The following is a 14,144-nucleotide window of genomic DNA, read 5'->3' on the forward strand; positions in this document are numbered from 1 at the left end:
GCTCCTCCTAGATCGCTGCGATAAAACGGCCATGGCTGTCGGGCTACCGCGGCGAAGCTGCCACTGCGCGCGACCTAGCGCCCCACTCGCCCTTGCCCCCCTGCTAACGTACAATCAAACGGCTTGGACCGAAACATGTGAGAAGCCCCACTATGATCAGCGGTGGGTTCGGGCCCAGTGCCTTCGCTCGGCTAATCGGTTCGGGCCGGAATTGAGCGGAGGCCAGTCAGCGCCGGTTAATCTGCTGATCCGAGATATCGCCCGATTACAAGGACGCGGCATGGCTGGCTGTCCACCAGTAAAACGGCGGCGGAATATCCTCTGGAGCCGGGACGGTCCCAGCATCGCGGGGATCATCCTCATTGGGCTCCGTCGGAAACTGGAATGGATCCTGACCTGGATTTTCCACATCAGGCCGTGGCGGGAAAACTTCGGGCTGAGGCTCGAGCGGTGGGAAGGCCCATGATCCGTCTCCGAATTGATATCCACCATCGGTTGGAAAGAAGTCGAGTTCCGGAGTGAGTGCCTGGCCGAACAGCGCAAAAAAGGTCAGAGGGCTTGAGACCTCGGGCCGCCCCTTACTTGGAGCGCCATCACTTTCCATATGCCAGATGGGTGTGGCAAGACCGGCTGCAGCGTAGGCCATCGCCGATGCCGTGATCGACAGAATCGCGCTGATCTCAGGTTGATGGTCCAAGTTAATGACTCCTTGTGACCATGCATTACACAATGAGCGTCGGAGACAGTCAGGTTCACGTATGGGAAAGCAGCCCCCCCCAGAAGCCCCGAAAGAAGATGTCTGGCGACATGCAATCGATCGAGCCAAGCTCGGGTTGTGGGACTGGGACCTGCGAACGGATCACTGCTACTATTCGGCAAGCTGGTTCGAAATGTTGGGCTATGCCGAAGGCGAGTTGGCCCAAACCAGTGATCTGTGGCTAAACCTCACGCATCCTGATGACAGGGAACGGGCCATCCGCAGCGGCGAAGGCCACCTGTCCGGTGCTATCAGCAGCATCGAAACCGAGTTGAGGCTGAGACACAAGGGCGGCAGTTGGATCTGGGTTCTTGATCGAGGGGGAGTGATCGAATGGGACAGCGAAGGGCGTCCCGTGCGCGCTGTCGGCGTACAGACTGACATCACCCGGCAAAAGAAAATTGAAGGCGAGCTGGCGCAAGCGAACGAACAAAACCGCTTGGCTCTGGAGGCGAGCGGCCTGGGAAGCTGGCATTTCGACGTCGATACGCAACTCAGCTTCTGGGACACTCGAACGAGGGAGATCTTCGGTCTGGAGCCCGGTGCCGGAGTGGTGCCACAGGGGACGTGGCAAAGCTTCTTGCATCCGGAGGACAAGCAGCGCGCTGAGCGTGAACACAACCTTCCGCTGACCACCCATCTCCCAAGCAAGGTCAGCTATCGCATCATCCGGCGAGATGGCACGGTCCGCCACGTTGAGACCCTCTGCATTTTCCTGGAGGTGTCCGGAACGTCTGGGCGGCTCGTTGGCACCACGCGTGACACAACCGATGAAGTTGAGGAGCAGAGAAAGCTCGCGCTGGCAGCAAGCCAGGACAGCCTCACTGGCCTACTGAATCGCTCCGCCTTTGGAGTGGAACTGGCGAAAAAGATCAGTTGCGCTGCGTCCGAGCCTTTCGCCCTCTACTACATCGATCTCGATTATTTCAAGGCGTTGAACGACTCGCAGGGCCACGCCGCTGGAGATGCCGCACTCAAGCAGATTGCGGCGAGCTTTCGCGAAGCTTTCCCTAAGGCGCTTTTGGCTCGCCTGGGTGGCGACGAGTTCGCGGTCGCCCTCGCCCTTTCAGACGCCGAGCCCTCAAGCGCGGCGGACACCATACTTGGGGCAGTGAGGCAAGTGAAACAGCTCGAGGTAGGAGGCCATCATCCACTTGGGGCGAGCATCGGAGTGGCCGTGATTGTTTCTGAAGAAACAGAACCGGCAGACGCATTGGCGCGGGCCGACGATGCCTCCTATGCGGCGAAGTCGGGTGGCCGAAACCGCTGGATGTTGGAAAGAGACATCTCGCAGGGCTCTGGATTAACCGCGGGGCGCCTCGTCGCAAATCTAGCGACGGCGATGGACGAAGGGCGCGTGCAGCTATTTGGGCAAGAGATCCGCTCCCTGGATCAGCCTGAGGTACCCACGGGCCGTATCGAGGTACTGGCCCGACTGGTGTCTCAAGCTGGCAAACTCATCTCTCCCGCCGAGTTCATTCCGGCCGCCGAGCGCTTTGGCATGGCCGCTGTCCTTGATCGTCACATCATCCGCAAGGCCTTGAAACAGATCGGTGATCGGCCTCAGGGCGGCCTGGAAATTACGCTTGGCATAAACCTTTCGGCGCACACGCTGAGTGATCCCTTGCTTTGGGAGTTCGTGGAGCTGTCAGCAGGAGAGTTTGGCGCTTCTTTGCGTCATCTGGTATTCGAGATCACGGAAACGGCGGCCTTGACCAATGTCGAGGCCGCGGAGCGCTTCGTTCGCAAGGCCAGAGATAAGGGATGCCGCGTCAGTCTGGATGACTTCGGCGCGGGCATGAGCTCCTTTTCCTACCTCCGACGCTTTCCGGTCGACAGTATCAAGATTGACGGGTCCTTTATCGAAAACATTGCCACCAGCCCGTTTGATCGTGAGGTCGTCCGCTCGATGTGCGGGATCGGCAAAAGCCTGGGGCTGGTGGTTGTCGCCGAGCGCATAGAATACCTTGAGACCCTGCCCATACTGACCGGGCTGGGGGTTAGTTTGGGCCAGGGCTTTGCGTTGCACCGTCCAGAACCTTTGGATCAATTGCTCGACAGGATCTCTCCTTGTCCGAGGAGATGATTGGTCTGGCGGTCCTGGAAGGTCGTCGCCTCGTTGCGAGTACATTCGACGAAGTAGTTCACGGACGAGCATGCATATCTTGAAGCCAAAACCGTTGAGGCTTGGACCATGAAGATAGCGCAGCGTTCCGGCGCGCACACATTGGCTAACAGCACGTCAGAGCAAAGCAGCAGACCCATGCCCTCATCTATGGCATGCATGGCCATGCTCGTCCCAAGCGATGCGGTAACCGGCATAGGTGCAGAGCAGCTTCGAAGGACCGGATCGAGTTGAGCGGGGCAACTTCCTCATTGTGTTTTCCGCCTTGAAATTTCGTTTGGGGTAAACGGAGAGCTCGGCTCGGGTGTGACGGACAAAGACCTCGAGTTGGTCCAGCGTCCGCTTTTCCACTGAGGCAGATGGTGGGCATCACTGGCGGCCGCACCGGCAAGGCCCCCGGTGCCGAGGCAGGTTAAGGCGAGGGGGATGAAGGGCAGTCAATGCTATTCCAGCACGCCGCCCCTCTTCTCTACTGTCCGCGTGCAATGAGCCATTGCTGCATCATGGCAATCTCGCTCTCCTGAGCGGAGATGACCTCCTCGGCCAGCTCGCGAACCTCGGGGTCCTCGCCATGCTCCAGAACCACGCGAGCCATGTCGATGGCGCCCTGGTGGTGGGGGATCATCCCCTGCATGAAGTCGATATCGGCATCACCGGTGAATTCGATGGCCATTTCGGCATGCATCTTGTCATTGACTAGACGGTAGGCCGAAGTGGAGGCGCCGTCCGCATCGGTTGCCGGCGTGGACATGCTGTGACCTGCATGGCCGGAAGTCGTTTCGGGCGTGTTCATTTGACTCTGCGCAAAGGCAAGACCGGCGCTGATCGCCAGGGCTCCTGCAATAAAGATGGGGGTGAGCTTGTTCATCGGACTGCCTCGATCAGCTGACGGTTGCCGGATACCCGGCTTGTTCAAGAACCTTGAGGATACGGGCTCCGGAGGCCGACGTTACGACCTTGACCGTGCGGGCTGCGGGATTGGCCTCCACCTTGGCATTTGGATCAACCGAGGTGATGGCGGCGGTGACCGACTTGGCGCAACCGCCGCAAGTCATGTCTTCGATACGCAACTGCATGAGAATCTCCTGTGTTTCTGGTCTCATGCACCACTAGATGGGGCTTCCAGCCGTTGGAGGGTCAAGGGCCGAAATAAAACAAACAGTGCCTTGACCCTCCGACGGCTGGAAGCCCCACCTTCCGTTCGAACAAGAATTCTGAACGAGAAGGAGACGGCAATGAATGCCCCTGTTCGAGCTGCCGACATGACGTCCGCGGCGATTTCCCTGCCGATTGAAGGCATGACCTGCGCCTCATGCGTGGGTCGCGTCGAAAAGGCCATCAAGGCAGTTTCCGGCGTGGGCACGGTGTCGGTCAATCTGGCGACCGAGCGCGCAAGCATCACTGCCGCTTCGACGGTGGATCGTGCAAGGCTCGTGGAAGCTGTCGAGAAGGCCGGTTACAGCGTATCGCCGAGCTTTGCGGCCAGCCCTGCCTCGTCCGTCGAACTCGCCATCGAGGGCATGACCTGTGCCTCGTGCGTGGGTCGTGTCGAGCGTGCACTCAAGGCCGTTGACGGCGTCACCGGCGCTTCCGTGAACCTGGCGACGGAGCGTGCCACCATTCATGGCAACGCCGACGTCGCATCCCTGGTCAAGGCCATCGCCGATGCTGGATACCAGTCCAAGCCGGTCGGCGGCGCTGTCGGAGCCTCGGGGCGGACGGAAGCCGACGATCGCGCAGAGCGCAAGGAAACAGAGCAGCGCGACCTCAAGCGGGACTTCACCTTTGCCGCACTCCTTACCGCACCGGTGTTCGCCCTCGAGATGGGCTCGCACCTCATCCCGGGCGCGCATGACCTTATCGCTTCCACAGTCGGCATGCAGGCGAGCTGGTATTTCCAGTTCGTACTGACGACGCTCGTTCTGTTCATTCCTGGTATCCGCTTCTTCGAGAAGGGGCTGCCCGCCCTGTGGCGGCTCGGGCCCGACATGAACTCGCTCGTCGCGGTCGGCTCGCTGGCGGCCTATGGCTATTCGCTGGTGGCCACGTTCGCTCCCGGCTTCCTGCCTGCGGGCACCGTCAACGTTTATTTCGAGGCAGCGGCGGTCATCGTTACTCTGATCCTGCTGGGGCGCCTGCTCGAGGCCCGGGCCAAGGGGCGCACGTCCGAAGCGATCAAACGGCTGGTTGGGCTGCAGGCCAAGACGGCCCGCGTGCGGAGGAACGGCAAGGCGATCGATCTCGCGATCGACGACGTGATCTCGGGTGACATTATTGAAGTCCGCCCCGGCGACCGCATCCCCGTGGACGGCGAAGTGGTCGAAGGCGACAGCTATGTCGACGAATCCATGATCACCGGCGAGCCGATACCTGTCTCGAAGTCCTCGGGATCTGAAGTGGTGGGCGGCACCATCAACCAGAAGGGCGCCTTCGCATTCAAGGCGACTGCTGTGGGCGGCAACACCGTGCTGGCCCAGATCATCCGCATGGTCGAGGAGGCTCAGGGCTCCAAGCTGCCGATCCAGGCTGTGGTCGATAAGATCACCATGTGGTTCGTGCCCGCGGTCTTTGCAGTCGCTGCCCTGACCTTCGCGGCATGGTTCGTCTTCGGTCCATCGCCCGCGCTGTCATTCGCCCTGGTGAATGCCGTTGCGGTTCTTATCATTGCCTGCCCCTGCGCCATGGGCCTCGCCACGCCGACCTCGATCATGGTCGGAACGGGACGGGGAGCCGAGCTCGGCGTGCTGTTCCGTAAAGGTGAAGCACTGCAGTTGCTCAAAGATGCCAAGGTCGTTGCGGTCGACAAGACCGGTACGTTGACTGAAGGCAAGCCGGCCTTGACCGACCTCGAACTGGCGATCGGCTTCGAGCGGGCCGCTGTCCTCGGTCTCGTTGCCGCCGTCGAAGCCAAGTCGGAGCACCCGATCGCCTCGGCAATCGTGGATGCCGCACAGAAGGAAGGTCTCGAGTTTCCCCCGGTCTCGGCGTTCGAGTCGGTCACGGGCTTTGGCGTCAATGCCACGGTGGCCGGAAAGCGTGTCGAGATCGGCGCCGACCGGTACATGACCCAGCTGGGCTATGACGTCGCCGGGTTCGCCTCGACGGCGTCGCGGCTGGGCAACGAAGGCAAGTCTCCGCTGTACGCGGCAATCGACGGGAAACTGGCTGCGGTTATCGCAGTTGCCGATCCGATCAAGGAAGCCACGCCTGCGGCGATCAAGGCCCTGCACGACCTCGGCCTGAAGGTGGCGATGATCACTGGCGACAACGCTCGCACGGCGAAGGCGATCGCCGCCCGACTCGGCATCGATGAGGTGGTTGCCGAAGTGCTGCCGGACGGCAAGGTCGACGCGGTGCGCCGCCTCAGGAGCCAATACGGCAAGGTGGCCTATGTCGGCGACGGCATCAACGACGCCCCGGCGCTGGCGGAAGCCGATGTCGGCCTCGCCATCGGGACCGGCACCGACATCGCCATCGAGGCCGCGGATGTCGTCCTGATGTCCGGCAGTCTGCTGGGGGTGCCGAATGCCATAGCCCTGTCGAAGGCCACCATCGGCAACATCCGGCAGAACCTGTTCTGGGCCTTCGCCTACAACACGGCGTTGATTCCGGTCGCCGCCGGCGTGCTGTACCCGTCCCACGGCATCCTGCTCTCGCCGGTCTTCGCGGCGGGCGCAATGGCTCTCTCGAGCGTCTTCGTGCTGGGCAATGCCCTCCGGTTGCGCACGTTCAAGGCTGCAAAGAACTGACAACAGGTGGCCGGCCTTGCAGCCGGCCATCGAGCTTCACGGCTTGACCTTGCCACCGTGCCAAGCCGGACAAGGTCCGGCAGGCATCCCATCCTTCGAGGTATTCGACCATGAGCTATCCCGTATCCCGCCGCACCGTCCTCAAATCGGCCGCCGCCCTCTGCGCGTCCGGCCTGATACTGCCGCCCTCCGCGTTCGGGGCCGAGGGGCGGTTGCTCGTAGCCGAAACCCGGACGATCGAGGTGCTCGGCCGAGCCGCGACCGTATTTGGCCTCACTGGGGCAGGGGGCATTCACGGACTGCGCTTCGATGCGGGCGAACGGTTCGACGTCACGCTAGAGAACCGGACGGCGGAGGTGACCAGCATCCACTGGCACGGGCAGGTCCCCGCACCAGAAGCCGACGGCATCACTGAAACAGGCTATGTCGGGGCCATCGGAGCGGGGGAAGCCCGAAGCTACGACTTCGCCGCCAGGCCGGGCACGCATTGGATGCATTCCCACCATGGCCTGCAGGAGCAGGCCTTGATGGCCGCGCCGCTCATAGTGCGGGATGCTGAAGCAGTCCGTGCGGACGTCCAGGAAGTGGTCGTCCTGCTGCAAGACTTTTCCTTCCGCTCCCCAGAAGAAATCCTCGAAGGCCTGACCGGCAGTTCCACCATGGACCACGGCGCCGGCCATGGCACGCCTGCGCCGATGGATCATTCGATGATGGCTATGGGCGGGATGGACCTCAACGACGTTGAGTTCGATGCCTATCTGGCCAATGACAGAACTCTTGATGACCCGCTCGTGGTCAGGACCGAGCGGAGCGGGCGGGTTCGCCTCCGGATCATCAACGGCGGCGCCTCGACCGCCTTCTGGCTGGAACTGGGCGAAAACCAGGCGACTGTCATCGCGGTCGATGGCAATCCGGTCGAGCCGATTGTCGGTAGCCGTTTCCCGCTGGCCCAGGCGCAGCGCATCGACCTGCTGGTGGACGTGCCCGCCGGGGTGGTCGTCCCCGTTTTCGCCCAGCGGGAGGGTGACCGCGCCAGAACCGGCGTCATCCTGGCCGCGCCCGGAGCAGAGATCCCTAAATTGGCCGGCATGGCCGACGTGGCGGCTGGCCCCATCTACTTGTCACTGGAATCGCGCCTGCGATCGACCACCCCACTCGCCTCAAGGGCCGCCGATGTGCGCCACTCGGTAATGTTGGGTGGTTCGATGTCTCCATACCTGTGGAGCCTGGACGATCAGCCCTGGGGGACCCGGCGCAAGCTCGAAGTCTCGGCTGGTCAGCGGGTCGAGCTCCAGTTCATGAACCACTCGATGATGGCCCATCCCATGCACCTGCACGGCCATCATTTCCAGGTGGTCGACATCAACGGCCAGGCGCTTTCCGGAGCGTTGCGCGACACGGTCCTGGTACCTGCCATGGCATCGGTCACAGTGGCCTTCGAAGCCGACAACCCGGGCCGCTGGCTCTACCACTGCCACAACCTCTACCACATGGCGACCGGCATGATGTCGGAACTGGTCTACGTGTAGAGGCGCGAACGGGAATGCCGCCCAACTGTCATCAGGCTTGCGGCGAGCGTTCACAAGTGACGCCGACCGAATAGTGCTTGACCTTACAATCGTTGGAAGGAGTATCACTATCGGCAGTCAGCTGAAGGACCGCAGAAAATGCGCTTTCCAACCGCCCATATCGGGCCCGTCTCGCCCATAGCAGCATCCCCCGTTTTCACCCCCGAGGCGCGCACGTCGCGCGCTTCCTCCTCACCTGGTTCGACCCTTCTGGAGCCGGCATCATGAACATCGGCGAAGCCTCCAAGGCAAGCGGCGTCTCCACCAAGATGATCCGCTATTACGAATCCATCGGTCTCATAAAGTCGCCGCTGCGCGCCGAGTCCGGCTACCGGGTCTACTCCGAAAACGAAATCCACGCTCTGCGCTTCATCAGCCAGGCGCGGGATCTCGGTTTCTCGGTCGATCAGATGAACAGTCTCCTGGCCCTTTGGCGGGACCGGTCCCGGGCAAGCGCAGACGTCAAGGACATCGCCCTCGAGCACATCCGCGTCCTTGACGAGAAGGCAAAGGCGCTCAAGGCCATGAGCGACACCCTGCGCCACCTCGCGAACAACTGCCATGGCGACGGGCGGCCCGACTGCCCGATCATCGAAGGCTTCGCCTCGGCGGCAGCGCCGGAACCGAAGAAGCGGCAACCGCGCTTTGGTCTCACCGACATTGCGCCGGATCGGGCGCACGCCGGCTAGCAACCTGCCAATGTCGTTCCAGAAGGCCGCAGTCGTACTGCGGCCTTCTGCATTTCTTCCACTGGAAGTCGGCTGAAGGACGACGACTCCCCGTCGTTGCCAGTGCCGCCATCGGGCTAGGTTCCTTTCCCGAAAATACCTCCATTTTGGCTCTTGACCCTACAAGAGTTGGAAGCCTTAGGCGTCGAGAAAGTCGCGGTTTTGAAGCGCGATCCAAGATGTTCCGGATGTCCGGAACACGACCTAAAGGAACTTCGAAATGGAACTCTCTAGACCCGATCCAAAGAGGTGGTTGGCGCTAGCACTGCTTTGCGCCGCCCAGTTCATCGTCATTCTGGATACTTCGATCATCGGCGTCGCCCTGCCGGCGATCCAGACCCAACTGGGCTTCAGCCCGGGCGGCCTGAGCTGGATCTTCAACGCCTATGTCATCGCCTTCGGCGGCCTGCTGCTGCTCGGCGGTCGTCTCAGCGACCTCTTCGGCGCCCGTCGCATCTTCACCACAGGCTTCGTCATCCTCACCGCCGCATCCCTGCTGGCCGGCCTCGCCAATAGCCAGGAACTGCTGCTGGCTGGCCGGGCACTGCAAGGGGTCGGTGCCGCACTGATCGCTCCCTCAGCCCTGACCATCGTGATGCGCCTCTTCGCTCACAATGGTGCCGAACTCGGCAAGGCCTTCGGCTTCTGGGGAGCTGCCGCTGCTGCGGGCGGCTCGGCTGGCGTGTTCCTCGGTGGCGTGATCACCGAGTGGCTCGCCTGGCCCTGGACCTTCCTCATCAACGTGCCGCTTGGTCTTCTGGTCTTGGCCCTGATTCCGGCCGTCTTGCGGAAGTCCCCGCGAAGCATTGGCCGCGTTGATTGGTTTGGCGCCATCACCGTCACCGGCGCTCTCGTCACCCTGGTCTATGCCATCGTCACGGCCGAGACCATGGGTTGGGCCTCGGCGCAAATCCTTATTCTGCTCGCCGTTGCCGCTATTCTGCTGGTGATCTTCCTGGTGATCCAGGCGGCCCGCCGCGAACCGCTGCTGCCGCTGGCCATCTTCAAGGCACCCAACCTTGCCGCAGGAAATCTGGTCATGGCACTGCTCGGTGCTGCCTGGATCCCGCTCTGGTTCTTCCTGAACCTCTATCTGCAGCAGATCCTGGGTCTCTCCGCCCTTTCCAGCGGTCTGGCCCTACTGCCGATGACTGTGATGATCATGGTGGTGATGGTCGGGTTCTCAGGCCGCCTCATCGGCCGGTTCGGCCCCAAGGCCAATCTGATCATCGGCCTGCTGCTGATGGGCGCCGCACTGCTCCTGTTCGCAAACCTGCCCACGGACGGAAGCTTCTGGGTCAACGTCCTGCCGGCCTCGCTACTGGCCGCGCTCGGCATGGCTCTCGCCTACATCCCCGCCACCATGTCCGGAATGTCCGGCGCCAAGCCAGAAGAAACCGGCCTCGCCTCGGGCCTCATCAACACCACCTACCAGGTCGGATCCGCCGTGGGCCTGGCCGTCATGGTGGCCCTGGCGGCCTCGGCCGCGCCGCATGGCGGAGCCGAAACGGCAGCCCTGCTGCCCGGCTTCCAGACGGCGTTCTTCGGTGCCGCGGTGGCAGCCTTCCTCGGCGCAGCTGCGACACTGGTCTTCGTTAGTGGCTCCGCGCCGCAGCGCGAAGTCCCAGTCGGCTGATGGTCGGGTCGGACCGGGCGCAACCCGGTCCGACCCTTGACCCCTTAAGGAGCACACCATGATCGAAGACTACGAATTCTATCTCAGGTCACCTCTGGCACGACCGAACTGGCTGCAGCGCTTGCTTGCGCCCATCCGCTCACGTCACCCCGAGGCCGCGCCGACCAGTGCGCATCTTCGGCGCGATATTGGCCTCGGCGAAGAACCGATCGGTCGACGTCTGGGGTAACGCCCTTGACTCGACCAGCGTTGGAAGCCGCACCCCGTTACGGGATCAAGCATAGGAGGCCAAGATGGCCAACACCGAATTCCCCGATGTCGAAATCTACACGACACCTACATGCCCTGACTGCCGCCAGCTCAAGGCCTGGCTGACTTCAAAGGGGGTCCCCTTCACCGAACGGGATCTGACCGATCCAGCGGTGGCCGAGGAGGCAAAGGCACGAACCGGCGTGCGGGTAGCGCCGATCACGGTCATCGGCACCAACGTGTCCTATGGCACCTTCGCCACCCAGCGCCCGACGCTGGCCGATCTTCTCTCGCTGCCGCGAGGAGCGTAGACTTGGCGCACCTCATCCTTTTTCCGCAGGCGGCTAGTGCCATCATAGCCTTGCCAGGTGAAACCATCCTGGCGGCGGCGTTGCGCGAGGGGCTGGCCTATCCTCATGGATGCCAAAGGGGCCGCTGCGGTTCCTGCAAGTCCCGGCTGCTGCAAGGCAAGGTCGAGATGCTGGCGCATTCCCCCTTCGCCTTGGAAGCGCCCGAGCGTAACGAGGGCCTGGTCCTGGCCTGTCGGGCAGTACCGACCTCCGACGTCACTGTGTATTGGCCCGACGCGGTCGGGGCCTTGCCGCCGGTGCTGGCCATCGATGCGATTGTGGTGGCGCGGCACGAGATCGCGCCCCAGATCCAACGACTCCTGGTTCGGCCGTCACAGCCGCTGTCATTTCTTCCCGGGCAATACGTCAACATCACTCTGCCCGGCGGCGTGACCCGAAGCTATTCACCTGCGAGCCAACCGATGGCGCAGGACGTCGAGTTCCACATCAGAGTGGTGGCTGGCGGGCAGGCCAGTTCTCTTGTTGCTGAGCTTTCGATCGGCGACCGTATCCAGCTTGCGGGTCCCTTCGGCGACGCCTGCTTCCGCGGCGACCAGGACAGGCCACTTCTTGCGCTGGCGGCCTCCACGGGTCAGGCGCCCATCAAGTCGATCGTGGATGGCCTATTGGCCAGCGGTGACCAGCGGGCGGTGCGGGTCTTCGCATTCGCTCGCGAGACCCAGCACCTATATCTCGATCGCTACTTCGCTGAGTTGGCCGCCAGGCACAGCAATCTAGGCTATCGGTCAATCGTGACGCGGGCCATGCACAAGGATGCGACGCCCCAGACCCTGATCGCTTCCTGCATCTCCCAGCTGCGCAACTGGTCCGTGCATATTGCCGGGCCGGCAGGTTTCGTAACGTCGATGTCCGAAATGGTGCGCGGCCTGGGGTGCGACGATATCCTTGCTGACAGGTTCTAGGTCGGCCGATGCATCGGCCGACCCTCTCTCTCCCGGAATCTACCACCGACAGGGGCAAGGTCCAGGCGAAGGTGCGATCGCATCCGCCTGGTCGCCCACAGTGTATCCCAAGGCCACGACCCGAGAGACCAAGTCTGCTTGCCTGAAACCCGGACCAGGTCGTACTGTCAACGTAGCGCCGGCCAGCGATGCCCCGGCATAGAGAACGCCCGGCAGCGGCATGACGGCATTCTCGATCGCAGTGACGCAGTCGGGACATCGCATGCCGCCAATGGCGAAAGTCAACTTGCCTGAGGTCATGCCTCGAAGCTGACCTTGCCGGCCATATCGAACTCGTAAACGTCGTCGCGGAAGCTGACCACGCCATTCCGGTTTGCCCAGGCGGAAATGTAGGTGGTGTGAATTTCGGGGGGATTGCGGACCTCCACGTCCTTGCGCTCGCCAGTGGCGAAGACGTTGCCTATCTCAGCCGGACCCCAGTCCCCGTTGTCCCGCAGCACCCAGCCGACGAAGTCCTGCACCTGGTCGACGCGCACGCATCCAGACGAATAGAAGCGCGCGTTCTCGCCGAAAAGACCCTTGGTCGGCGTGTCGTGCAGATAGACGGCGTGGGGATTGTGGAAGTTGATCTTGACGTTGCCCATCGAGTTCTGCGGGCCAGGATCCTGCCGGAAGCTGTAGTTCACCGCTTCCTCGGTCTGCCAGTTAATCTGGGTCGGCTGCAGTTCCTGACCGCCTGCATCGAAGATGCGGATCTGCTGCTCGGTGAGGTAATTCGGGTTCTCATTCATGTACTTGATGAGATCCCGGCGAATGATCGAGACCGGCACGTTCCAATACGGGTTGAAGTTAATCTGGTGGATACGGCTCTTCAGGATCGGCGTCTGTCGGTCGATGCGACCGACCACTGCGGTATGTCGGCGCTGCACCATGCCGCCTTCCACCACTTCGATAAAGGCCGCTGGTATGTTGACCACCACGTATCGATCCGCCAATGCCGGCGCCATGGCCTCCACGCGCAGCAAATTGAGCCGTAGTTGGTGCAGGCGCGTCTCGGCGGGAACATTGAGAGCGTACCAGGTGGCCTCATCGACCTGACCATTGACCTGAAGGCCATGACGCGCCTGGAAACGGCGCAGCGCTGCGTCGGTCGGCGCATCGAAGGTCTGATCCACGTTCTCGACCATCGGCATGTCGGCAGACGCAAGCAGGCGCCGCTTGAGCTGCACCACGCCGTCGCGGGAAACGCCCATGGTCACGCCATAGGTCTCTTGCGGCACCTGCTCCCAGCCGCCCCGGGCGACGAAGGGCTCATACTGGGCAATGGCCATATGAAGGTTGTTGACCGTGTCGTAGGACAATATCGGCTCGACCGTGTCGATTGACTGGATGGCGGCGGCGCTGTTGGCCTCCCGCTCGGCATCGGTCAAGGTCTGCCTTTGGTTCATCATGTCCCAGAGTGACTGCGCCCGGGCGGGCTGCATGATGGGCAAGGTTGCGATGGCGCCGGCGGGGAGGAGCCGAAGGAAATCTCGTCTTTTCATTGTTCGATCCAATGCGTGCAGAAACATGGAACGCCGACCCGTCGCCCGAACACTGGTCGATCTGGATGGCGCGGCTACGAATCAGGAGTGGCGCGGAGGACGGAAAAGCTTGGAACGCAGGTGGGGATATAGAAGCAAGTCAGCCGCTTCGGCGGCGAAACGGCTCTTTCGAAAGCCGAAGACCTCTGCATCCGAATGCGAAATGGCCATACCGACTGCGATCGCGCAACAAGCGATCGGATGCGCTCCATACTCGGTGTCTTTCGGGTCGTGGGCATCCGCATGAGCAACCGTCTCGACGCCGACGCAGTGTTCATGCTCCAAGGCGCCGGCCTGGTGGACGGACAATATCAGCGCGATCATGGCGCACAGGACGGGTAACAGCCCACGACGAAATCGTAAGTTCATTTGATACCCAACAGCTGAGCGGTCATTTGAGCCGATGATCGTCAACCTACGGTTAAATTGGGCTGCAATGCGACTGGATCGATCCTGCATCACCTAGGCTTGATGAT

At 62.2% G+C, this 14,144-nt stretch carries 13 protein-coding genes; 8 read left to right on the forward strand and 5 right to left on the reverse strand.

Annotated elements, in window-relative coordinates:
• Positions 1-265: 265 nt before the first annotated feature.
• Positions 266-697 carry a hypothetical protein gene (locus ACLI1C_RS02595; protein ID WP_411395295.1) on the reverse strand — a complete coding sequence of 144 codons (432 nt, stop codon included), beginning with the start codon at positions 695-697 and terminating at the stop codon, positions 266-268.
• 61 nt (positions 698-758) lie between these two features.
• On the opposite strand from ACLI1C_RS02595, the gene ACLI1C_RS02600 reads away from it, so the two are divergent.
• Complete coding sequence (locus ACLI1C_RS02600; RefSeq protein ID WP_411395296.1) at positions 759-2,843, forward strand: EAL domain-containing protein; 2,085 nt, start codon at positions 759-761, stop codon at positions 2,841-2,843.
• Positions 2,844-3,351: 508 nt separating this feature from the next.
• Here the strand turns inward: ACLI1C_RS02600 and ACLI1C_RS02605 are convergent.
• Positions 3,352-3,750 (reverse strand): DUF305 domain-containing protein, encoded by a 399-nt coding sequence (locus tag ACLI1C_RS02605; RefSeq protein ID WP_411395297.1) that lies wholly within the window; start codon positions 3,748-3,750, stop codon positions 3,352-3,354.
• A gap of 13 nt (positions 3,751-3,763) precedes the next feature.
• Positions 3,764-3,958, reverse strand: a complete 195-nt coding sequence (locus ACLI1C_RS02610) for a heavy-metal-associated domain-containing protein (RefSeq protein WP_411395298.1) — start codon at positions 3,956-3,958, stop codon at positions 3,764-3,766.
• 159 nt (positions 3,959-4,117) lie between these two features.
• Between ACLI1C_RS02610 and ACLI1C_RS02615 the strand changes: the two genes are divergently transcribed.
• The 7 genes from ACLI1C_RS02615 (at position 4,118) to ACLI1C_RS02645 (ending at position 12,085) form a co-directional block, all read left to right on the forward strand.
• Positions 4,118-6,631 carry a heavy metal translocating P-type ATPase gene (locus ACLI1C_RS02615; protein ID WP_411398190.1) on the forward strand — a complete coding sequence of 838 codons (2,514 nt, stop codon included), beginning with the start codon at positions 4,118-4,120 and terminating at the stop codon, positions 6,629-6,631.
• A 110-nt stretch (positions 6,632-6,741) separates the two neighbouring features.
• The gene (locus ACLI1C_RS02620; RefSeq protein ID WP_411395300.1) at positions 6,742-8,160 is read left to right on the forward strand and encodes a multicopper oxidase family protein; all 1,419 of its coding nucleotides are present in this window, start codon (positions 6,742-6,744) and stop codon (positions 8,158-8,160) included.
• 263 nt (positions 8,161-8,423) lie between these two features.
• Entirely contained in the window at positions 8,424-8,888 is a 465-nt protein-coding gene (cueR, locus tag ACLI1C_RS02625) for a Cu(I)-responsive transcriptional regulator (protein WP_411395301.1), read from the forward strand.
• Between the two features lie 259 nt (positions 8,889-9,147).
• A complete protein-coding gene (locus tag ACLI1C_RS02630) occupies positions 9,148-10,563 on the forward strand; it encodes a DHA2 family efflux MFS transporter permease subunit (RefSeq protein WP_411395302.1) in 1,416 nt (471 codons plus the stop codon).
• A 58-nt stretch (positions 10,564-10,621) separates the two neighbouring features.
• The gene (locus tag ACLI1C_RS02635) at positions 10,622-10,792 is read left to right on the forward strand and encodes a hypothetical protein (RefSeq protein WP_411395303.1); all 171 of its coding nucleotides are present in this window, start codon (positions 10,622-10,624) and stop codon (positions 10,790-10,792) included.
• Between the two features lie 64 nt (positions 10,793-10,856).
• On the forward strand, positions 10,857-11,123 hold the full coding sequence (locus ACLI1C_RS02640; protein WP_411395304.1) for a glutaredoxin family protein: 267 nt from the start codon (positions 10,857-10,859) through the stop codon (positions 11,121-11,123).
• Positions 11,124-11,125: 2 nt separating this feature from the next.
• Complete coding sequence (locus tag ACLI1C_RS02645) at positions 11,126-12,085, forward strand: FAD-binding oxidoreductase (protein WP_411395305.1); 960 nt, start codon at positions 11,126-11,128, stop codon at positions 12,083-12,085.
• A 39-nt stretch (positions 12,086-12,124) separates the two neighbouring features.
• Here ACLI1C_RS02645 and ACLI1C_RS02650 read toward each other — a convergent pair whose 3' ends face one another.
• Both ACLI1C_RS02650 and ACLI1C_RS02655 read right to left on the reverse strand, forming a co-directional pair.
• Entirely contained in the window at positions 12,125-12,385 is a 261-nt protein-coding gene (locus tag ACLI1C_RS02650) for a cation transporter (protein WP_411395306.1), read from the reverse strand.
• A complete protein-coding gene (locus ACLI1C_RS02655) occupies positions 12,382-13,656 on the reverse strand; it encodes a L,D-transpeptidase family protein (protein ID WP_411395307.1) in 1,275 nt (424 codons plus the stop codon). Before ACLI1C_RS02655 ends, ACLI1C_RS02650 begins: the two co-directional genes overlap by 4 nt.
• Positions 13,657-14,144: the final 488 nt, after the last annotated feature.

The organism is Devosia sp. XGJD_8, from assembly GCF_046614475.1.
In the GTDB taxonomy this organism is placed as follows: Bacteria; Pseudomonadota; Alphaproteobacteria; order Rhizobiales; family Devosiaceae; genus Devosia.